The sequence below is a fragment of the Thalassospira sp. Z349TD_5 genome, assembly GCF_056173045.1.
On record NZ_CM149654.1, the window covers coordinates 2,333,068 to 2,354,254 of the forward strand.

Here is a 21,187-nt window from a genome sequence, read left to right on the forward strand (position 1 = left end):
GTTGTTCGTCTTATCGATCCCACCAGAATGTATCTGGTCGATAAATGCCAAAGAAGGCACCCGGCTCCCAACTATGGATACCTTTTTCCGGCACATTGCGCATATCTTTATCAACGACAACCGGCTGCGGTACATTCCCGATCAATCCAATGGAAAACATGTTTTCCGAATTGATATCAAGGATCGACTGCCATGCCGCCATTCGTGCGGCATCATTGCCGGTTTGCCATTTGCGATATTGCACCATCAATTCCTTGGCCGCAGGCATATCCGGTGCTTCGCCAGCTTCGCCGTCGGTTTGATAGTACTGCCCCCATTTCGGCCATTGCAGGGTGTCTTGCTGTACCGGGACAAATTCGGACGGTACGGAATTGGGTGTTGCCAAACCGTTGTCGATGCCATTGAAAATCGACATGATGGTTTCGCCGGTATAGGCACGGTTGCGCAAAACTTCGCGCTGTAGCCCTTTGACAAACATCTTAATCCCGACCTGCCGCCAGCTATCACCAACCAGCTCAAGCATATCATCGTGTTCGGGGTTCTCGCCTGTTGTCTCAACAATGATTTCCATTGGCCGGCCATCAGGCAAAAGCCGGATGCCATCACCGTTGCGTTCATCAAGCCCCATCTCGTCAAGCAGTGCATTGGCCTTATCAACGTCGAACTGGATATAGTTTTCGCGATATTCCGGCTTGTACAACGGGCTTTTTGGCAAAACCGTATTGTTGGTTGGCTGTGCCAGACCAAAGAACATAACGCGGTTGATTTCGGTGCGATTGATCGCAAGTGACAATGCCCGGCGGAAGCGAACATCACGTAATACACCACGCCACACCGGATCAGAACAGGTCAGGTTTGGATAAAGTGCGGCATAGGCACCGGCCCCGACATCCCACAGGCGGACGTTATAGTTTTGTTGTGGTTCAGCCTGTTTGAGGAAGGTGTAATCCTTTAGCGACAGAATGCGGCTTTGTAGATCGACCTCACCTGCCCCGACTTTTGCCGGGACCAATTTGGAGTTGGCGATATTAAAGATCATCTTGTCGATATAGGGAAGCTGGTTCCCGGCCGGATCAACCCTGTGATAAAATGGGTTACGCACAAAGACGAACCGATCAGACGGTTCTTCGGTGGTGATCAACCATGGTTCAAGCGACGGACGGTTGATATTTGAAAGCTTGTAGGGCCGGTCAATATCGGTGTGCAATACAGCCCAGCTGCGCAAACCGCGTTCTTTGACCATGGCATCCAGTTCGGCCGCATCGCGGTAGTTTTCATGGAACTGTTTTAGATAATTTGCCGGACGATAAATGAATGGAGGCCGTGTTCCGGCAAGTTCGGTCAAAAAGAACGGGTTGGGCTGCGACCAGCTATATCGCACCGTAAATTCGTCAATAATTTCAAAGGTTGCGGGTTCATCGCCAACAAACAGGAACCGCGGCGGGCCGACCGGGAAAAGTTCATCGTTGTTAACAATATCTTCCCAGTAGTAGCGGAAATCTTCAGCGGTAAAGGGTTCGCCGTCGGACCATTTATGACCTTTGCGAAGGTGAAGGGTAAAGACATTCCCTTCTTCGTTCACATCAAGGCTTTCAAGAATATCAGGCTTCAGATCAAGGTTTTCATCATAACCGATCAACCGCGCATAGCCGTAAACAACCGCCATGCGGATGTCTTTTGACCGACCCATGATGGTCACGAACTGACCACCATACTTGCCAACAGTTTTATCCTCAGCCTCGAAATCGATCACTTTGGGATGTTCTGGCAACCGATCAAGCATCGGTGGCAAGTCGCCACTGGCAACGGCATCCTCAAAATACGGTACCTCTGCCTGCGCTGATGTCGAAAGAACAGCCGCACCGGACCAAAGCCCACCGGCGAAGATAACCCCCACGATGGCGTGGCGGAAAACACAACCTTTGTCATTGGGCCACCGGGTCATATTGCTATCTCCGTAAAATCGGCACGCTCGGCGCGTACAAAATGGTCTTCCGCAAACTGCATCATTTTTGGGTCGCTATCGCGGTTAATCGTAAAGGGTGCCGGCCAGCGCGCCGGATCAGACGCCTTGCCATCCATGATCTTGTTGAAATCAAGTGGATGGTCCAGATCAGCAAACGGAACCGCATTGAGCAACGCCTGCGTATATGGATGCAGCGGGTTGCGGAATAGCTGTTCACGTGGTGCAGACTCAACAATACGACCAGCACACATCACAGCAATGCGATCCGCGACATAATCTATGACCGCAAGGTTGTGCGAGATAAACAGATAAGTCAAATTAAGATCACGCTGTAAATCTTTTAAAAGATTAAGTATTTGCGCCTGAACTGATACATCAAGTGCCGACGTCGGTTCGTCAAAGATCAACAGATCCGGCTTAAGGCTAAGCGCACGGGCAATGCCGATACGCTGGCGTTGGCCACCGGAAAAACTATGTGGGTAGCGGCTCAGGAAGCGTGGATCCAGCCCGACAACTTCCATCAATTCGAGTACCATCTTACGGTGATAGGCGCTATTGCCGACCCCATGGATGATCATTGGCTCTGTGATGATATCCTGCACCGTCATGCGCGGGTTCAGCGACCCAAACGGGTCCTGAAAAACAAACTGGATACGTTTGCGATATGGATTTAGCTGATCTTCATCAAGACCCGTCAGTTCGGTCATCTGACCGCTTTCACCGCGAAACAGGATCGATCCATCATCCGGGTCCATCGCGCGCATAATCAGCTTGGACAGCGTTGTCTTGCCACAACCACTTTCGCCAACCAGACCAACGCATTCGCCGCGGTTCACCGTAAGCGATACGTCCGATACTGCCGGGATTGAATGATGTTCGGCCTTAAACCAGTTGCCCTTACGCTGGGTAAAGCTTTTGCTGAGATGACGAACAGCCAATACCGGTTCGCTCGCCATGCTTGGATGTAAGGCCAATGACGGTGGAACTTCGGTTTGTTCGCGTGGCTCATCTTCAGCTTCGTTAAGAGCTAAAAGACTGCCGGTCTTTGGTTTGATTTCACGCAACGGCTTTAGCCGTTCGTCGGGCCCCATGTCAAAATGCGGTACAGCAGCGAGCAGCGACTGGGTATAGGCATGGCCGGGATTGATAAACACGTCATCGGTCCTGCCCGACTCAACAACCCGGCCATCATAGATAACCACCATGCGATCAGCCATATTGGCGACGACCCCAAGATCATGGGTAATCAGCAGCACCGACATTTTAAGTTCGCTTTGCACTTCCCGGATCAAACGCAGTATTTGCGCCTGAATGGTAACATCAAGCGCAGTGGTTGGTTCGTCCGCAACCAGCAGGGCCGGCCGACACACCATGGCCATGGCAATCATCGCACGCTGACGCAGGCCACCAGACAATTCAAACGGATATGTCTTAAGCGCGCGTTTTGGGTCGGCAAACCCGACAAGCGTTAGCATTTCCTTGGCAAGTTCGCGGGCCTCGCTGTTGCCGACCTTTCGGTGAAGGCGGACAGCCTCGCAAATCTGATCGCCAATGGTATGAAGCGGGGACAGGGAGCTCATCGGCTCCTGAAAAATCATCGATATCCGGCCACCGCGGATTGACCGCATTTGCGCGCCAGAACGGTCAAGCATGGCAATATCGACACGCGTTCCGGGCTTATCGGGGTCTGCAAATATAATCGAACCGTTGGTGATCTGTGCGGCCTTGGGCAACAGCCCCATGATGGCCTGTGAAATTGTGCTTTTGCCCGACCCCTGATTCGCCGACCAAAGCGACTGTTTCCTGCGCACCAATCCGAAAAGTGACGTTTTCGACTGCCTTGACCCGCATATGGGGCAAAACAAATTCAACCTTCAGGTCCTTGATACGCAGAATGTCAGTCATAATTTCTTAGGCACCACCATTTGACCTTTCTGATGCGACAGCCCGAACAAGCGTTTCAGCCTCATCCATGCGCATCAGATTGGTACGTGTAACGTCGTCCACAAGAAGTTGGTTATCTTTCGCCCAATCACGAGAAATATCAAGAAGTTCGTCGAAGCCGACCAAGGTGGATTCAGCTACAATCTTGGCATCTCCGGCTTGCAGTGTAAGTTCAAACCAACCTTTGTTGCCATCGCGCTTGGTACTGAAGTAACGCAAGCGGAACTTCGAAAGTTCCGACCAGGCAAACGCCGTCCCGCCCCGCATGCTTGAAAGACGAATGCCATATTCGGAAATGTAAATTTTCGACTGGAACCGCAGCAAAGTCCGCACAAAGTAAAAAATGAACAGCAAGGACAGCCCGGCTGCGGTCCATTGAATGATGGCAAGCATTTCCGGGATCAGGGCAATCACCCCGCAAATCAGCAAACCAACAATTGATTTGGCCAAATCAGGCGCCATTGTTTTTGTCGGATAGGCCAGCATTTGCACATCACGATCATGCACCCCGGCTGGTTTTACCGGATCAACCGCTTCGTCAACGACTGGCGCGTCATCGAGCTCCGGATGTTTGTTCGGACTTATTGCCATGGAAATACTCCGGGAATTCTTAGCCAGCTGAGTGCTGAATGTTCCATCGAAAAAAGATTATCAAGAAAATGTGTTGTTGCCCCGTCATGGACCAGATGATGGGTCAGGATACCAGTCGGCTCTTTTGGGTCAGCAGCACCGGTACGACGGGCGGCAAGATGGGCGATCATAGACCCAAGCGCCACGTCTTCGCCAACAAATCCACGACTGCCCCGCCAATCAATGACATCGACATGGGTATTTACCTGCAACAGCCCCTTATACGGCTCGGCAGTTTGGCGCGCATTAAAGGTGCTTAAACCACAGAAACCGAGGGAATTTAGGGTTGCGATCACATCATCGGCGATCCGGTTCCACGGCGGAACAACCACCGGAAGAAACCGGTTCCCAAACCGTGATGACAGCACCGAAAACCCTGTGCGCAAATCGGCAACGACAGCACCAAGATCGCGCACGTCATCAAGTTCCTGTTTTTTGCGCCCGTCTGGCATATGGTTCTGGTGGGCCCACCCATGCTGCAATACACGGGTATCAAGAGTTTCTGCCAGCCGTTCGACCAGATTATTTTGCAAATTTGCCGGAATCACGGCCAAGGCAAGCGGCACCTTGTATTTCTGTTCAAATGCCAGAATGGTATCGAGTTGCGGGGTTACCGTTACAGCATCATCATCGCGCCACCAAGCCGTGGCAATCCGTCCTTCGGACTGCCACAGATCAAGTTCTGCGCGCAAATGATCCCAACTGCTCATGCCGATCCCTTTATCAAAGCTGCGATAAGTGACGCAGTTCTTTGCGCACCATCCAACGCAATACTGAGATTTTGCGGTTGATTGGCACGATCTATTTGTTTTGCTAATGATTGCGCAGTCAGGCCACTAAGATCAAGCAGGGAAATGACACCGGCACTTGATAAAATTTCGCCGCGCTCTTTTTGTTCACTTTCGCCACCTTCGGCAAACGGCACCATAACCGCAGGTGTCTTTGTCGAAAGAACATCCATCAACGTATTGTACCCGGCTTGCGAAACAGACACAGCAGCCTTGGCCATGCGGGCGCGAAAGTCTGGCAGGAAGCGATGCAAAACCATGCCGGGCGGCAATGTTTGCGATACTGCGCCAAAGCGTTCTTGCGCGAAATGCGGCCCGGCAACGATGTCCCACTGCGCATTTCGAAACCGCTCTGAATGCTCCCGCGCAGCAATGGCAATTTCGATCAGCTCAGCACCAACTGCACCACCGCCCGCCGATACCAGAACCCCACTTCGTGTATCATCCTGTCCGGTCAAATATTCCGATGCGTTGGTTGGCGCGACATAGCCAGTATAGGTAATCAGGTCGGCGATATCATTAGCGTACGGAAAACTATGGTCAAAGCCAAACAGATCGGAATCGCCGTGCACCAGAACCTTGTCGAAATACTGACGGGCGATATCGCGCATCCACTTGGTCTTTACCGGGTCTTTCTTACGCACCAAAAGGTCGCGCACCGAACAGACAATGGGGATACCGGCCTTCTTGGCCGCGTCCATCAGGGGGATCAATTCGAACCGAAATGCTCGCCGTCCAAACGGGAACATTTCAATTAGAAGCAGTTTTGGCGATGCCTTTTTGAATGCTGCCAGTAAGTCCTGTGTCCGGCGGCTTTTCCAATCCTCATCGACCTGACAATCATTGGCATCAACAAGCCCTGAAAAATTGCTGTCGGCTGTGCGGCATGCGGGTAATTGCACAACTTGGTCTGCGGCAAAATCAAGTGCCGGGTCCGGGATGCCACCACTGGCAACAGTCACCGTTAGTCCCTGCCCGCGCATCGCCTGATTGATCAGGGCCATACGCCTTACATGCCCAATACCAAGCAAATGCTGAACATAGACCATGACGTCGCTCATACATTACCCCCACCGGCGGGAATTAAGGCGATGTTGAGTTTCACAACCTCAAAACCGTCTTGCTCAGACCAGTCAAAAACATGCAGGCATTCCCAATCCAGTTTATCGGGGATTTTTCCCATCATGTCCCATCCACGTGCCGCAGCACAAACAGCACGAATAACGCCTTTGTGGGTGATCGCGCCAAATTTTACGGCGCCATGCGTACTTATCTGTCTGGTAAGGAAACCCTGGACACGCACCAGAACATCTTGCGGGCTTTCGCCGCCGTCCGGGCGAAACGCCCAGCCACGATCTTCATTCTGCGCCATGGCAGCCCCAAGCAACTGACGAAGATCGGGCAATCGCTGACCTTCCCAATCGCCCCAATCCATCTCAATCAGATCGGGTTGCGGTGTGACCGGTGAAATCGCCAAGGCATCGGCTGTTTCACGTGTGCGTGACAGTGGCGTGCAAAACCACGGAACGGCTCGCCAATCGTTTGGCAAACGTCGGGTCTGGTATTTGGCGATGGTATCAGCCCGCAATGAAATGTCAGAACGGCCCTGAATACGTTTTTCAACGTTCCAGTCGGTCACCCCATGGCGTAAAAGGGCAAAGCGTATTTTGTTCATGCGCGCCCCACCGTTGCATTTGCAACGATCTTGCGAAGCTCAGAACCCAATACATCTGATGCTGCACCGATGGTGTGATCCTGCTTGGCTTTTGTAGCCGCATTGCGCCCGAAAGAACGCAGTGTATCAATCTGATCTGTCAGACATCTTGTTAGCTGCGCACCAAAAGCATATTCATCCCCAACCGGGACAAGCCAACCTGTTTTCTGATCCGACACCACACCAGGCACACCACCCGTATTTCCCGCCAACACAGGTAACCCTGAAGCCTGAGCCTCAAGCAAGGCCATACCGTATGCTTCGTTAATCGCCGGCCAAACAAACAGATCGGCAGACGCAAGATGTTTGCGTGTTTGACCTGAACTACACAGCCCTGCGAAACAAAGGTTCTGTGTCGTGATCCCCTGCGCGGTAAACAAACCTTCGACTGATGTCCGCTCCGGACCATCACCAATGACGGTCAAATGCCAGTTTTCAACATTTTCGCGTTTAAGGCGGCCCAGCACGCTTGCCAAGACCTCAAAGGATTTCATTTTGTCGCCATCGCGCATCATTGCCGTTGTGACAAGTTTTACGCAGGCAGGATCGATATCGGCCCGTTGGGTCACCTGCCAGTTTTCAATCTGGGTAAAGGGTGCGAGATAATGCAATTTCCTAGCGTCACAAATTGGTCTTAGGCATTCCATATCCGCACGATTAAGCGAAAAGACCGCATCTGCGTGACGCAGAGCCAATTCCACCGCCTGATGACTTTGCTGCCACGGGCCATCTGCGCGTTTGGGGGCAAAGGATGCCTCGGCCACGACATAGGGGATGTCCAACGCATTGGCGACAATCGGACCAACCCAGTCCGGTGCCTTGTAATATAGATGATAGGTAAACCAAATGTCGGGCTTTGGGCGAAAGCCGGTTTGATATTGGCGCAACAGTCGTCCAGCCAGCTTCGTCCCCAACTCGGCCAGACGCGCCTGTTTTAGGATATTGCCATCTGAAACCCGGCTGCGCAGACGCGCTGCAATATCGACCTGCATGTCAGCCCCTTCAAGGGCGGCAACCAACATCCGCGCCATCAACCTGTCCCCCGACGGCACTGGATGGTCAGCAGGCTTTAGCGGAGCATAGAAGGCAACCCTCAAGATGGTAGCCTCCTACTCTGCTGCGGGTTTCTGAGAACGGTTGGAAGAAATATTTTCCGGATTAACGTCCGTTACGCCAAAGCGATGGGCGAGATCCTTCATACCGCTGTAGAAGGAAAAATCGCGTCGTACGATTTCATTACCCTTCCGGCCCATTTCATCGCGCTGTGTCGGGTTTGTGATCATGGTTAGCAAGGCCTTGGCCAGTTCATCGGGATTGCGCTGAGGAACCAGCAGGCCGTTCACACCATCTTCGATCAGTTCCGGAATTGCGGAAATCGCGGTTGAAACGGCTGCCAGACCACAAAGCTGTGCTTCCATCAACACATTGGGCAGACCATCACGGTCACCGTCCTTTTGTATCCGGCTGGCCAGAACAAACAAATCAGCAGACTGACAGGCAGCAATGACTTCTTTCTGATCCCGGGCACCTTGCCACTCACAACGTCCTGAGATGCCAAGCTCAGCGGCAAGTTTACGGTATTTATCGCCACTTCCCCCACCGATGTGCACAAAACGCCACGAAAGGTCCTTGGGCAATTTGGCCAAAGCACGCAGCAAATCGTCATAACCCTTTTTGCCGACCAAACGCCCGACCGACAAGATCGTTACCGGCTGATCGGCATTACCGCCATCGTGCATTTCACGATCTGGCAGATTTTCGGGAAACCGTGAAAAATCAAGTCCGTGATAGAGCAGATGAACCTTTGACGGATCTTCAGCCAGCCCCTGCAGGTAATCGACATTGGCCTTGGTACAGGTCACCAGCCAATCCATATCGCGCAGCTTTTCGCGCATGTCCCAGTCCGCACTGGTGTAGATATCCTTGGCGTGCGCCGAACAGGACCATGGAATTCCCCGCATGATCGCGCAATAGCGTGCGACGGATGCAGGTGTATGGAGGAAATGGGCGTAAATACGGGTGATATCATCGGGAAGTTCCGCCGCCATGACAATGGCCTGCACAAACCGTCGGGCGCGGTTTGGTGTGCGGTCACGGCGGTAATCCTGCCACCAGATATTGACCGCGCGGCGATAGCCACGCAATTTTCGGACTTTTAACCAACTGCGCACAACACGCAGCGGTTCCTGATAGACATATTCGGGAAGATAATCGATATCCCCCGTGATCCTTTCATGGATCGGGTGACGTTTTTTATCCGTGGGATGACGCAGCGACACAATTCGATAGGGAATTCCCGCCTGCTGAATGCCGAGGATTTCCTGCGCAATAAAGGTTTCCGACAATCGCGGATAACCTTTAACCACGATTGCAAGAGTGTCGCGTGTCATAAATTGGGCATCCCGGCGTTACTTATTCGGCCGCCATTTGCGGCGGGAGCCAGCGATCAACAAGATCACCGACCCGATCAAGCCCGCCCATCAGGTTGGGAACGGTTACATGCGACGGCTTGGGCTGCGAAATCAATCCATGAAGCGCATCCGCCATTTGACGCGGATCCCGACCGTTGTCTTCCGTTAGCATTTTGACAAGACCGAGCTTTTCCGCCGCCGAGGCACGGACATATTGTTCAAGACGCGGGACGGTGCGCGGCACAATGACGGCGGGCTTATCAAATGACAGAATTTCGCAGAACGTATTATAGCCGCCCATGGCAATGACGCCGGCAGAATTATGCATCAGCATTTCGACATTGGCATCAAATGTAATGACCGACAGCTTGTCGATCTTTTCAGCCCGTTCCATGAAGGATTTCTGCTCGACCGGGGCCATGAACGGCCCAAGCACGACAAGCGACGGCACGGCAATGGTCTCATCGGCTTCATAGGCACTGATCACCCAATCGACCAAATTAACCCCATCACCACCACCACCCGTGGTCACCAGATAATAAGGTTCTTCAAGACCAAGGGCCCCGTGCTCCGGTGTTGGACGCTGGGTGGCGGTACGCGGCAGATACCCCGTATAAGCCATTTTGTTTTCCACACCCGGGGGCAAATCAATCCCTTCAAGCGGGTTACAGATTTCCTGCAGACCATAAACCCATATTTCGTCATAGAGCTCGGCCAAGGCAGGCACGCATTGCTTGCGGTCCCATTCTTCGCGTAAGTGAACCGGATCATCCATCACATCGCGCAACCCCATAACAAGACGGGTGCGGCGATGACGCAACATACGCAAGGTGGACTCAACCTCACCGCGCAGGCCAAGGGGCTCTTTATCGACGATGAAAATATCGGGATTAAACACGTCTGCGGTGTGTTTGATGATCAACTCACGCATCTCAAGTATCTGATCAACATCGATATTGAGATTGAGCGACGTGTATTCCCCGTTCGAGAGTTTGATCACTCCGGGAATACGAACAAAATCAACTCGCGAACGGAACTCGAAACTGCCGATAATCGGGGATCCCGACAAAATCAGAACAGAAACATCATCCCTGCGAGAGACCAGCGCATGCGCAATAGTCCGGCACCGGCGCAAGTGGCCGAGCCCAAAGGTATCGTGGCTATAGATTAGAACCCGATAGCCTGAGTTCCCTACGATTGACATATATTCGCCCGCTTACGCAGTGGTCCCTGATACCTATTCAACCATAAATATGGATGGCAAGATATCCCTCATCGGTAAGTAAATCCGTTTTGGACACACTTTTAAACCGTAATTTTTAATTCGCCCTATTGCTCTCACACAGAGGCAATATCGCGCAAGACTTTTTCAAGCAGATCACGACGTTGCGCATCGTTTTCGACAGAACGCAGTTTTTCCGAAAGTGCCGTAATCGTTCCAGCATACAGATTATGCCAGTCATCCCGCGATAATTCTTCGCCCGACAATCTCGGTCGGACTTTTGCCGTTTCAACCGTCCCGGATCTCAAGATTACGGTCTCGTCAAGCATGGGCAAGGCTATCTTTTTACTATCGATCCCTTCGGCCAGCAATACTTGCTGAAAGGCGGTTCGCGCCCCTTCTTCGCCGTGGGTCAAAAAGATCCGCCTCCCGACAGGCAGGCGGTCGCGTGTCCATTGCAAAAGCATTTCCTGATCGGCGTGACCGGAATAGACATCAAGGGTACGAATACGCGCATGAACCTCAATTTCCTCACCATGAATGCGTACCCGTTTTGCACCACGCTGCAACACCCGCCCAAGAGACCCCGCGGCCTGGAACCCGACAAGCAGAACTGTCGCCTCCGAGCGCCAAAGGTTGTTTTTCAGATGGTAGCGAATACGCCCGGCATCACACATCCCGCTTGCGGAAATAATAATTGCACCGCTTTTGACCAAGGCAAGCTGCTTACTGGCCTCGACATCCGGTACCATGTGAAACTTTGGATGCGCTAACGCACGTGCATCCGAGCCGGTTAGATGCTTTGCAAAAACGTCGGTCGCTCGTTGCGCAAGCGGACTATCAACAAAGACAGTCGCCTCGGGCAATTCGCCACGATTAAACAAATGCGCCAAATCAACCAGTAACTCTTGGGTTCGCGCGACAGCAAAGCTTGGAATAACGAGATTTCCTCCCGCCTTTAGAGACTCACGAACCTCCTTACCGAGCAATGCACGACGTTCATCGTCCGTCATATCGTCGCGATTTCGATCGCCATAGGTGGTTTCAACAAAGAGATAATCGAGATCAGTGGGGGCCTCTGGTGCATTATTAAAGACCGCTTCACCGGTTCCAATATCGCCAGAGAACAGCAAACGGGTCGGCTTATCATCAGGTTCCGTGGCCGCCACTTCGATTTCAATTGATGCCGATCCGAGCAAATGGCCTGCATCCCAAAACCGTGCTTTAACCCCTGAAATAACATCCTGCCAAACGTGATATTCAACGACACTTAGCTGGCTGAGCGTATTTTCGGCATCGTGACGGGTATAAATCGGCGTGACCTGCGGACGACCGCGTCGGGCATTGCGACGATTAAGGCGTTCAACTTCTGATTCTTGAATATATCCCGAATCCGGCAACATGTATGTCAGGAGATCGCACGTCGGTTCCGTAGCAAAAACCGGCCCTTCGAATCCCGCTTTGACCAATTTTGGCAATAAACCTGAATGATCAATATGAGCATGTGTCAGAACGACCGCCGATATTGAGCTGACATCAAATGCGAAAGGTTCGTAATTCAGTTCCCGAACGGTTTTGCTGCCCTGAAACATCCCGCAATCGACAAGGATGTTGCCCTGATCTGTTTGCAGGAAATAGCACGACCCGGTCACACCGCCAGCGGCACCGCAAAAGGTTACTGATACTGTCATGACATCCTCAATCGGTTTCTGATTATCTCATCACCATCACGCAAAGATCACGACATCACAATGACATGGATCACGCAGGGCTGCTTTACTGGAGCCCACGTAACGGAAGGTAAAAGACTTCATCACCCACAACAACCTGACCGCAGTCTTCCGGTATTTCGATCAAACCGTCGGCCCAGACCATCGATGACAGCATCCCGGAGCTCGTGGAACTAAAGGCAATTGCTTCAAACGCGCCATCCTCATTTTGCACAAGTCGTGCGCGCAACCATTCTCGCCGTCCAGTCCCCCGTTTGAAATCAAATCCAGCACGAACGGGCATCCTTACCGGGACCGTTTGCGAACGATCCGCCCCCATCATATGGCGCAACAACGGCATAGCAAATAACAGCCCGGCAACCAGCACCGAAACCGGATTACCCGGTAGGCCAAGAACAAGACAGTCCCCAATCTTGCCCCGCATTAACGGTTTTCCGGGTTTTATCGCCAGCTTCCATGCGTGAATTTCACCAAGTTGATCAACAACCGGCTTAAGCAAATCCGCCCGACCAACTGATACTCCACCCGACGTCATAATCACATCGTGGGTCTTGGCCGCACTATCCAAAGCATCGCGCAAAACATCGAAATCATCGGTCAGCAGACCAAGATCAGTAACCTTACAGCCGATATTACGCAGCATGCCAATCATGGCAAATCGGTTGGAATCATAAATCCCGCCAGGCGGCAACAGGTCACCCGGCTTTGCCAGTTCATCGCCGGTGGAAAACACCGCGACCGACAAAGGCCGCGCCACGGCCAAAGTCCCAAGCCCCTGCCCGGCGGCAATCGCAATATCTTGGGGTCGAAGGACCCTGCCCGATGAAAGGACCACGGTTCCTTGCTTGATATCTTCGCCCGCACGGCGAATGTTCTGCGCAAGTTGGGTGCGTGCAATCACATCATCGCGAATTTCAATGATGGTTTCATTTTCATTGGCGGAAACGTTTTCCTGAATGATCACGCAATCCGCACCATTCGGAATGGCGGCACCAGTGGCAATCCGAATAGCTTTCCCCTTGGGAAGTGTGCCTTCGAACGGATGGCCGGCCATGGAACTGCCGATCACATCAATTGCCCCCGTCATATTCGCAAGGTCGGCAAACCTTAGCGCATAGCCATCCATGGCCGAATTATCAACCGATGGGACAGCAACCTTCGCAATCACATCACGCCGCAACACCGCACCAAAGCAGTCGTCAAGCGGACGTTGTTCGACATCCTGCACAATACCAACCTCGGCAAAGGCGATATCAAGCGCATCGGAAAGTGTCGTCAATCCGGGTTTGATGGTTTGCATAAAACTGGGAGCCTGTTGTGATTTACCTGACTTAGATAATCTTATGCGATGTCACCGCAAGGACAAAATCACTTGCCGTGGCCAGGACGTGAACGTGAAATCGCGCGGCTGAGCATAATAACCGGGATCACCCCGACCACAACAATGGTCAAGGCCCCCAGCGCAGCCTGTTCAATCATTTCATCCTTGGCAAACTGATAGACATACGTCGCCAGTGTATCAAAATTGAACGGCCGCAGGATCAAGGTTGCGGGGAGTTCTTTCATTCCGTCAACAAAGACAAGCACCGATGCCGCCAGAATGCCGCCGCGCACCATCGGGAAATGAATGCGTTTTAGCGTTCCCCAAGGGCTTTCGCCCAAAGTGCGTGCCGCGTCATCCATGCTGGGGCGAACTTTACCCAATGCCGCCTCGATCGAGCCATAAGATACCGCCATGAACCGCACGGCATAGGCAAAGACCAGCGCAAACACCGTTCCACTCAGCAACAAACCGGTCGAAATGCCGAATGTATCGCGCATGACCGCATCAACCGCATTATCAAGACGGGCAAACGGGATAAGAACGCCAATCGCCAGAACCGCGCCGGGCACTGCATAGCCCACCGATGAAAATCGAACACAGAATTTCAACAATGGTTGCGGGAACAGGCGCAGGGCATAGCCCATGAAAATCGCACATCCAACCGCGACCAGCGTTGCCAGTCCGGATACCAGTAGACTGTTCCCGGCAAACTCAAAGAAATCTGACGTCCAGCTTTGATCAAAATAGCCGATGGAATAGTAGATCAGAACAGCCGACGGCACAACAAAACCAAGCAGTATCGGCAGGATACAGACGGACAAGGCACCCACCTTGCCCATGGGGCCGAGATCATAGCCCGGTAATTCCTGAAACCGGTTGGTGGTATCGTGGAACCGCTGGCGACGACGTGAATAGCGTTCAATCACCAACAGTGCAATCACCACAGCCAGCATCGTCAAGGCAATCTGTGCTGCCCCACCGGCGTTGCCCATCCCCAGCCAGACGTTGAAAATGCCCGCCGTTAGGGTGTGGACAGCAAAGAAGTCAATCGTGCCAAAATCATTGAGCGTTTCCATCAATGCAATGACAACCCCGACCACAATCGCCGGACGGGCCAAGGGCAAGGCCACCGTGATAAATGAATTCCAAGAACTGCGTCCCAGTATGCGGGCAGCTTCGAGCACACAGATCGATTGCGCCAAAAAGGCGGCCCGCGCCAGCATATAGACGTAAGGATAAAGCGTCAGGCTGAGCACCACAATCGCCCCGCCCTTGGTACGAATATCGGGAAACCAGTAATCGCGCGCGGATTGCCAGCCGAAGACATCACGCAACATTCGCTGCAACGGCCCGGCATATTCCAGAAGATCGGTATAAACATAGGCAACGATATAGGCCGGAACCGCCATCGGCAGCAACATCGCCCATTCAAAGAACCGCTTACCCGGCAGTTTGCACATGGTGACAACCCATGCGGTCGAAACCCCGATCAATGTCACCCCGACCCCGACGCCAAGCATCAAGATACCCGTATTTTTGAGGTATCGGGGCAGCATCGTCGATGCCAAGTGCGGCCAGATGTTTTCGGTCGGAAAGAGCGCGATATAAATCACCGCGACAATCGGGGCTGCCACCAGAAGGGCAATCACAAACGCGCCAAACAACCATATCGCCGACTGCCCACGCGGCAACCAGCGCATGGCAACGCTTCCGGTTGGTGTCCGCATCGGATCAAACGTTTCCGTGGCGACGGTCGGACGAATATCTTCGTCCCTTTTAATTTTGCGGCTTGTTTGGTGTGCGGTGTTCAATATCGTTCTCGTCTTCTTGGTCGAAGGCCACATCATCCAAAAGCTGTTTGGCCACATCGTGATAGCCTGCAATGGCGCTTAAAGGCAAACGTTCAGACGCAACCCACCCCGGTAAATGCACCGTTGCACGACATTTCGACCACACATACGCCCAACACGACGGACGATATGATTAATGCGCCGGATCTATTCGTTAAATCCGACTTCATCAATCATGCGGATCGCATCCCCACGTTTTGCGGCAACGACATTCAACGACAAATCGTCGTGTTTGAACGTGCCCCATGAACGCACCATTTCCGACCAGGCCACGCCCGGTTTGACGGGATATTCAAAGTTGACATCGGCATACATGTGTTGTGCTTCATCACCCGACAGGAATTCCACCAGCTTGATGGCGTTTTCCTGATTGGGGGAATGCTTCATCAGGGCAACGCCGGAAATATTGACGTGTGTGCCGCGATCCCCCTGGTTGGGGAAGACAATACGCACGTCTTTGGCTGCCGGGGCCTTGTTGGGATCATCAAGCATCTTGCCGTAATAATACGAATTACCAATCGCGATATCACATACGCCCTGTGACACGGCTTCAATCTGGTCGATATCGGCCCCCTGAGGCTTGCGTGCAAGATTGTCCTTAAGGGCTGTCAGCCATTTTTTGGTATATGCTTCGTCATGATTGGCAATCATCGATGCGATCAACGCAATGTTATAAACATGCATGCCCGACCGGATACAAATGCGGCCTTTCCATTTTGGGTCCGCAAGGTCTTCGTAGGTGGCGATTTCATCGGGGGCAACACGATCAAGTGAGGTGTAAATGACACGTGCGCGGGTTGTCAGCCCGACCCAGAGATTATTCTCGTCACGGAACTGATCTGGGATGTTGCTACGGATTATAACGCTTTGAAGGGGTTGGGCAATATCGGCATCAACTGCATCCTGAATACGTCCAATATCAACGGTTAAAAGCAAATCCGCCGGGCTATTGCGCCCTTCGTGTTTGATCCGTTCAACCAGTCCACTTTGTGAAAACAGCGTATTGACGCGAATACCGGTTTCCTCGGTAAAGCGCTTGAACATCGGTTCGATCAAAAATGGCTGGCGTAAGGAATAGACATTCACTTCTTCTGCTGCAGTGGCCGGCTGGTTCAACGATATGCCCATTGCGACCGCAACAAGACCAAAGACCGTTTTGCGCAGTGAAATCATGAATGCCTCTCTTGGGTGTGCCACGCGGGTTTGCAGCAATTAGGAATGATTTGTATTTGCTTTGGCCGAAATTAACGACCCCGCCCCCCATTTTGCAAGCCCCAAAACCACATATGAGCAATGCTCACGTGCCGAAACTCTGTCAAAATAACGTGATCACGAACGTAGAAAGGGGATGGCATATGACCATCCCCTTTGCAAACAATGCTGTCTCAAATTGTCTGACTATTCGTTGTACCCGATTTCGTCGACCATCTTGATCGCCGCAGGCGTCAGACGGGCAATCTCGGCCAATGACACGGTATCAGCCTTGAACGTGCCCCATGATTTAACGTTTTCGGCCCATTCGACACCCGGTTTGACAGGATATTCGTAATTTACTTCGGCATAGATTTTCTGTGCCACGTCATCGCTTAGGAATTCCATCAGCTTGACCGCATTCTCCTGATTAGGCGCGCCCTTGATCAGACTCATGCCGGAAATGTTCATCGACATGCCGCGACCGTCCTGATTGGGGAAGACGATATTGACCGCTTCAGCCCATGGACGCTGCTCTTCGTTGTCAAGCATCTTGCCATAGTAATACGTATTACCAATCGCCAGATCACATTCGCCTTCCTTGATCGCCTTGACCTGTGCGCGGTCATTACCTTGCGGTTTGCGTGCAAGATTTGATTTCAGGCCTTCAAGCCATTCCTTGGCTTTTTCTTCACCGTGAACGGCAATCATCGAGGCAAACAAAGCAACGTTATAAACATGCGTGCCAGAACGGGTGCAAATACGGCCCTCCCATTTCGGATCGGCGAGGTCTTCGTATGACGTGATTTCGCCTTCTGCCACCCGATCTTTTGATGCGTAGATCGCACGACCACGCTGGGTCAGGGCGAACCAGTGCCCTTCGGGGTCACGCAGATGTGCCGGAATATTGGCAGCAAGGGTGTCGTTCGAAACAGCTTCGGTAACACCGGCATCGACCGCCTGCTGAATACGGCTGATATCAACTGTCATCAGGATATCGGCCGGGCTGTTTGCGCCTTCCTGCTTGATGCGTTCAACCAGCCCTTTTTCAGCAAAGATCACATTGACCTTCACTCCGGTCTGTTCGGTGAATTTTTCAAACAGGGGTTCGACCAGAAATGCCTGACGCAAGGAATAGACATTCACTTCCTGTGCTGAGACCGCCGTTGCGGCCAGTGCTGTTGCACCGAAGACTGCGGCGCTGATGAGTTTTCCGATATCCATTTGAACGTTTCCCATTGAGGTTCTAATGCAGGTGCAAATCAGTTGCATATGCATTCAGCAAGTAAGCCCTATTCCCTACTGTTTCAATAAGCTTTCGTCTGGATCAACGCGTCGATGTGACATGCATCACTTCCACTAAAACATGCATACACCATCATGTTACGCGGCACTGATTGGTCAAAGGACGTTAAACGACCCGCCACTTGAGTCCCGCCATCCATCAAGGAATTCCTGATAGGTAGGAATATCGCCAGCGCGTTCTTCAAGCCACGCCACCGTTAGATTGATCGCATGGTTATAGCTGTCATGGTCGGTCAACCCGGTATGCAGCGCATGGCGCAAATACAAAAGATAGGTGTTGAGTACATCGGTTTCGCAATAGCGTCGAATGCCATCAATCTCGCCGTTATCGAACATGCCCGACACCTTACTGCCATCGACCCCGGTTTTCCCCGGCAGATCAAGGGCAGCACAGACTTCGTTCATTTTGGTGCGTGCCGATGCGCCGTAATCCGACAGAACTTCGGCCAGATCACAATGCCAATTCGGAGCATAACGCGATGTATAGTTTTCCCACTTGTTGGTCGATTGATGCAACCAGCGTGCCGTCACACCGTGCTTCATCGCGCGATACTTCAAAACCGGCAGATCAAACCCCCGCCCGTTGAAACTGACAAGACGCGGGAAAAGCTTGCCGCAATAGGCAAAGAACCCGTTGACCAAATCCTTTTCCTCGGACGTTAGATCACCGCCCGACCGCAGTTCTTCGATTTCGTACATTTCAAGATTGTCATCGCGCTGGATGGTGGCGCGCAGGAAACTGATGGCGACAACCTTGTGAAACGGCTGACGGGGAAAGCCATTGCGTCCATTGGTGATTTCAAGATGATAGTCTTCAAGCATCTTGCGCCCGGCTTCCGGGTCTGGCGCAATTTCACCTGTCAATTGCGGCAAGACGTCGATATCGGGAACGGTTTCGATATCAAAGACGAACAGACTGGTATGCATCATGACAGGCCCCACAGGTTTGTTTTGCCCAACATAGCGATAAAACCCGTTAAATTCACGGAATTATCGCCACATAAAAATGCAGTCCACTGACAGCTCCTGCCATGGATGTCAGTAGCCTTCTGCGATGATCATTCAAACCGTGTCCGGCATTCTTTGCGGTAAATACCAATGCGCAGGGTTGCATGACTTTTGAACCCACGGTTAAACTCACATCACCTGTATCAGGGGCAAGGTCTGGTTTGAACCCGCGAGATCACGGCACGAACCTGCAAGACATTGCATTTGATGCGATTCCGGACCGCAACAACGAAGGGACAGAAGGATGAACACCCTGCCTACCGGAGCCGCAATGTTGATGGCCGCTGGCCTCGCATTTACCACATTCGCAACCACAGCACAGGCACAGGACGCATCCTGTGAAATAGATCGGCCGGTGATGTTCGCCGGACTGAACTATGACAGCGCCCTGTTCCATAATGCCGTGGCCCGTTTCATCATAGAAAAAGGCTACGGCTGTAAAACCGATGCCCTGCCCGGCGATGTCATCCCGCTCTTGACCGGGGCTGGCAAGGGCGATGTTGATGTCGTCATGGAAATCTGGCGCGACAATGTTGCTGACGCCTGGAAAAAGGCAGAGGCCGCCGGCAATGTCAGCCAGATCGGGGTTAACTTCGATGACGCCGTTGAAGGCTGGTTTGTCCCGCGCTATGTCATTGAAGGCGATGCCGAACGTGGTATCGAACCGATGGCCCCTGATCTGAAATCGGTCGATGATCTGCCCAAATACACCGACCTGTTTGCCGATGCCGAAGAACCCGGAAAAGGACGTTTTTACAACTGCCCGTCGGGCTGGGTCTGTGAAAAGGTCAATTCGGGTAAGCTCGCGGCCTATGGCCTTGATGACAGCTTCACCAATTTCCGTCCTGGTACCGGGGCGGCACTTTCAGCAGCCATCGCATCGGCACACAAACGCGGCAAGCCAGCCCTTTATTATTACTGGGGTCCGACGTGGGTGATGGGTCTTTATGACAGCTATCGTCTTGAAGAACCGGCGTATGACAAGGAAATCTTTGATGCGCTGAAAACCGATGCCACACCGACCAAGGCAACAGCCTATCCGCAAAGTACGGTAACGGTGGGTGTGAATAATGATTTCAAGGAAGCTGCCCCCAATCTGATCACGTTCCTGACCAACTATGAAACAAGCAATGCGCTGGTTTCTGAAATGCTGGCCTACATGCAGGAAAATGATGAAAAGCCAGATGGGGCTGCGCGTTATTTCCTGAAACAGAAACCTGATATCTGGAAATCATGGGTTCCTGAAAGTGTTGCGCAAAAGGTTGAAAGCGCGCTTTAGGGGCTTTGATACCAATAGACTTTCCAAACAAGGCGCGGTGAAATATCTGCGCCTTGTCAGCTTTTGATCACACTATTTGCGCATTCATCGATCTTGGCTGGGTTCAAGATGGATTGGGAATGACGATAATATCGGATCAAGTTCATCATCACTGACCGATGGGCAGGTGTCAACGTCATCAGACGCCATCAGGTGTGCAACATGTTGAAGTGTCTCAAGAATTTCGCCGCGCTTGGCAACATCAAGCATCTGATAGCGGCGCATGAAGTGCCCGTCCATCAAGGGCGGCGTATCCACAAGAATTTCACGCCCCTTATCGGTCAGACAACTGTTCACAACGCGCTTGTCCGTGGCATTGCGCGTGCGCTTGATGAAATCACGGGTTTCAAGCCGGTTCAGGATTGTCGTTACTGTTGCCTGGCTGAGCGACACGTGATGGGAAATCTGCCGCACGGTCACAGCCCCGAGCTCCTCAATCGCAAGTAGAACAACAAGCTGCGGAACAGTAAGACCACAAACTTTCATAACATATTTTGAATGAAGGTCTGTTGCCCGGATAATCTGCCGCAACGCAACAAGAACATCCAGAAATTCCCGCTTTTTTTGTTGTTTTTCAACCATAACACCACGTCTCCTCGTTCCCCAATCGTCGGAAGCGTAACGTGATTATAATTTGACATCAAATGTTTTGACCTGTAACCATTTGCCGACAAATTCAAACATGGCTTGGGGAAACCTGCGGGGCTTTTGGCCTCTTATGCCACCATCGACATAAAAACAAACTGATGAACGATGTTTGCCGCGCAAAGGCTGTTTGCCCGCGTG

General features: G+C 52.2%; 17 protein-coding genes. 1 reads left to right on the forward strand and 16 read right to left on the reverse strand.

Going from position 1 to position 21,187, the window contains the following annotated elements; translation table 11 throughout:
• Window positions 1-10: 10 nt before the first annotated feature.
• The 15 genes from AC0VXT_RS10670 to AC0VXT_RS10740 form a co-directional block, all read right to left on the reverse strand.
• On the reverse strand, window positions 11-1,945 hold the full coding sequence (locus AC0VXT_RS10670) for an ABC transporter substrate-binding protein (protein ID WP_475545420.1): 1,935 nt from the start codon (window positions 1,943-1,945) through the stop codon (window positions 11-13).
• Window positions 1,942-3,777 carry a dipeptide ABC transporter ATP-binding protein gene (locus AC0VXT_RS10675; protein WP_475545421.1) on the reverse strand — a complete coding sequence of 612 codons (1,836 nt, stop codon included), beginning with the start codon at window positions 3,775-3,777 and terminating at the stop codon, window positions 1,942-1,944. Before AC0VXT_RS10675 ends, AC0VXT_RS10670 begins: the two co-directional genes overlap by 4 nt.
• Window positions 3,778-3,877: 100 nt before the next feature.
• Window positions 3,878-4,501 (reverse strand): hypothetical protein, encoded by a 624-nt coding sequence (locus tag AC0VXT_RS10680; protein WP_101300206.1) that lies wholly within the window; start codon window positions 4,499-4,501, stop codon window positions 3,878-3,880.
• Window positions 4,492-5,250 carry a polysaccharide deacetylase family protein gene (locus AC0VXT_RS10685; protein WP_475545422.1) on the reverse strand — a complete coding sequence of 253 codons (759 nt, stop codon included), beginning with the start codon at window positions 5,248-5,250 and terminating at the stop codon, window positions 4,492-4,494. The genes AC0VXT_RS10680 and AC0VXT_RS10685 overlap by 10 nt, the downstream gene beginning before the upstream one ends.
• The gene (locus AC0VXT_RS10690; RefSeq protein ID WP_475545423.1) at window positions 5,247-6,389 is read right to left on the reverse strand and encodes a glycosyltransferase family protein; all 1,143 of its coding nucleotides are present in this window, start codon (window positions 6,387-6,389) and stop codon (window positions 5,247-5,249) included. The genes AC0VXT_RS10685 and AC0VXT_RS10690 overlap by 4 nt, the downstream gene beginning before the upstream one ends.
• Window positions 6,386-7,003 (reverse strand): histidine phosphatase family protein, encoded by a 618-nt coding sequence (locus AC0VXT_RS10695; RefSeq protein ID WP_475545424.1) that lies wholly within the window; start codon window positions 7,001-7,003, stop codon window positions 6,386-6,388. The genes AC0VXT_RS10690 and AC0VXT_RS10695 overlap by 4 nt, the downstream gene beginning before the upstream one ends.
• On the reverse strand, window positions 7,000-8,073 hold the full coding sequence (locus AC0VXT_RS10700; protein WP_475545425.1) for a glycosyltransferase family 4 protein: 1,074 nt from the start codon (window positions 8,071-8,073) through the stop codon (window positions 7,000-7,002). The genes AC0VXT_RS10695 and AC0VXT_RS10700 overlap by 4 nt, the downstream gene beginning before the upstream one ends.
• A gap of 78 nt (window positions 8,074-8,151) precedes the next feature.
• Window positions 8,152-9,432, reverse strand: a complete 1,281-nt coding sequence (locus AC0VXT_RS10705) for a glycosyltransferase family 4 protein (RefSeq protein WP_475545426.1) — start codon at window positions 9,430-9,432, stop codon at window positions 8,152-8,154.
• A 22-nt stretch (window positions 9,433-9,454) separates the two neighbouring features.
• Window positions 9,455-10,657, reverse strand: a complete 1,203-nt coding sequence (locus AC0VXT_RS10710; RefSeq protein ID WP_475545427.1) for a glycosyltransferase family protein — start codon at window positions 10,655-10,657, stop codon at window positions 9,455-9,457.
• A gap of 134 nt (window positions 10,658-10,791) precedes the next feature.
• Window positions 10,792-12,366, reverse strand: a complete 1,575-nt coding sequence (locus AC0VXT_RS10715) for an MBL fold metallo-hydrolase (protein WP_475545428.1) — start codon at window positions 12,364-12,366, stop codon at window positions 10,792-10,794.
• Between the two features lie 85 nt (window positions 12,367-12,451).
• On the reverse strand, window positions 12,452-13,705 hold the full coding sequence (locus AC0VXT_RS10720; RefSeq protein ID WP_475545429.1) for a molybdopterin molybdotransferase MoeA: 1,254 nt from the start codon (window positions 13,703-13,705) through the stop codon (window positions 12,452-12,454).
• Window positions 13,706-13,773: 68 nt separating this feature from the next.
• Window positions 13,774-15,456 (reverse strand): ABC transporter permease, encoded by a 1,683-nt coding sequence (locus AC0VXT_RS10725; RefSeq protein ID WP_475548577.1) that lies wholly within the window; start codon window positions 15,454-15,456, stop codon window positions 13,774-13,776.
• Window positions 15,457-15,726: 270 nt separating this feature from the next.
• Window positions 15,727-16,752, reverse strand: coding sequence for a Fe(3+) ABC transporter substrate-binding protein (locus tag AC0VXT_RS10730; protein ID WP_475545430.1), 1,026 nt, complete (start codon window positions 16,750-16,752; stop codon window positions 15,727-15,729).
• Window positions 16,753-16,977: 225 nt separating this feature from the next.
• The gene (locus AC0VXT_RS10735; RefSeq protein ID WP_475545431.1) at window positions 16,978-17,994 is read right to left on the reverse strand and encodes a Fe(3+) ABC transporter substrate-binding protein; all 1,017 of its coding nucleotides are present in this window, start codon (window positions 17,992-17,994) and stop codon (window positions 16,978-16,980) included.
• A gap of 177 nt (window positions 17,995-18,171) precedes the next feature.
• The gene (locus tag AC0VXT_RS10740; protein ID WP_475545432.1) at window positions 18,172-19,005 is read right to left on the reverse strand and encodes a 3'-5' exonuclease; all 834 of its coding nucleotides are present in this window, start codon (window positions 19,003-19,005) and stop codon (window positions 18,172-18,174) included.
• A gap of 322 nt (window positions 19,006-19,327) precedes the next feature.
• Here AC0VXT_RS10740 and AC0VXT_RS10745 point away from each other — a divergent pair, with 322 nt between their 5' ends.
• On the forward strand, window positions 19,328-20,362 hold the full coding sequence (locus AC0VXT_RS10745; protein WP_101300188.1) for an ABC transporter substrate-binding protein: 1,035 nt from the start codon (window positions 19,328-19,330) through the stop codon (window positions 20,360-20,362).
• Window positions 20,363-20,446: 84 nt separating this feature from the next.
• Here AC0VXT_RS10745 and AC0VXT_RS10750 read toward each other — a convergent pair whose 3' ends face one another.
• Window positions 20,447-20,983, reverse strand: a complete 537-nt coding sequence (locus tag AC0VXT_RS10750) for a MarR family winged helix-turn-helix transcriptional regulator (protein WP_022730624.1) — start codon at window positions 20,981-20,983, stop codon at window positions 20,447-20,449.
• Window positions 20,984-21,187 lie beyond the last annotated feature (204 nt).

Coding starts and splice junctions, on each gene's coding strand:
- AC0VXT_RS10670 (WP_475545420.1), bottom strand. CDS start 1,945: ATGACCCGGTGGCCCAATGACAAAGGTTGTGTTTTCCGCCACGCCATC.
- AC0VXT_RS10680 (WP_101300206.1), bottom strand. CDS start 4,501: ATGGCAATAAGTCCGAACAAACATCCGGAGCTCGATGACGCGCCAGTC.
- AC0VXT_RS10685 (WP_475545422.1), bottom strand. CDS start 5,250: ATGAGCAGTTGGGATCATTTGCGCGCAGAACTTGATCTGTGGCAGTCC.
- AC0VXT_RS10690 (WP_475545423.1), bottom strand. CDS start 6,389: ATGAGCGACGTCATGGTCTATGTTCAGCATTTGCTTGGTATTGGGCAT.
- AC0VXT_RS10695 (WP_475545424.1), bottom strand. CDS start 7,003: ATGAACAAAATACGCTTTGCCCTTTTACGCCATGGGGTGACCGACTGG.
- AC0VXT_RS10700 (WP_475545425.1), bottom strand. CDS start 8,073: ATGGCGCGGATGTTGGTTGCCGCCCTTGAAGGGGCTGACATGCAGGTC.
- AC0VXT_RS10705 (WP_475545426.1), bottom strand. CDS start 9,432: ATGACACGCGACACTCTTGCAATCGTGGTTAAAGGTTATCCGCGATTG.
- AC0VXT_RS10710 (WP_475545427.1), bottom strand. CDS start 10,657: ATGTCAATCGTAGGGAACTCAGGCTATCGGGTTCTAATCTATAGCCAC.
- AC0VXT_RS10715 (WP_475545428.1), bottom strand. CDS start 12,366: ATGACAGTATCAGTAACCTTTTGCGGTGCCGCTGGCGGTGTGACCGGG.
- AC0VXT_RS10720 (WP_475545429.1), bottom strand. CDS start 13,705: ATGCAAACCATCAAACCCGGATTGACGACACTTTCCGATGCGCTTGAT.
- AC0VXT_RS10725 (WP_475548577.1), bottom strand. CDS start 15,456: ATGCGGACACCAACCGGAAGCGTTGCCATGCGCTGGTTGCCGCGTGGG.
- AC0VXT_RS10730 (WP_475545430.1), bottom strand. CDS start 16,752: ATGATTTCACTGCGCAAAACGGTCTTTGGTCTTGTTGCGGTCGCAATG.
- AC0VXT_RS10735 (WP_475545431.1), bottom strand. CDS start 17,994: ATGGATATCGGAAAACTCATCAGCGCCGCAGTCTTCGGTGCAACAGCA.
- AC0VXT_RS10740 (WP_475545432.1), bottom strand. CDS start 19,005: ATGATGCATACCAGTCTGTTCGTCTTTGATATCGAAACCGTTCCCGAT.
- AC0VXT_RS10745 (WP_101300188.1), top strand. CDS start 19,328: ATGAACACCCTGCCTACCGGAGCCGCAATGTTGATGGCCGCTGGCCTC.
- AC0VXT_RS10750 (WP_022730624.1), bottom strand. CDS start 20,983: ATGGTTGAAAAACAACAAAAAAAGCGGGAATTTCTGGATGTTCTTGTT.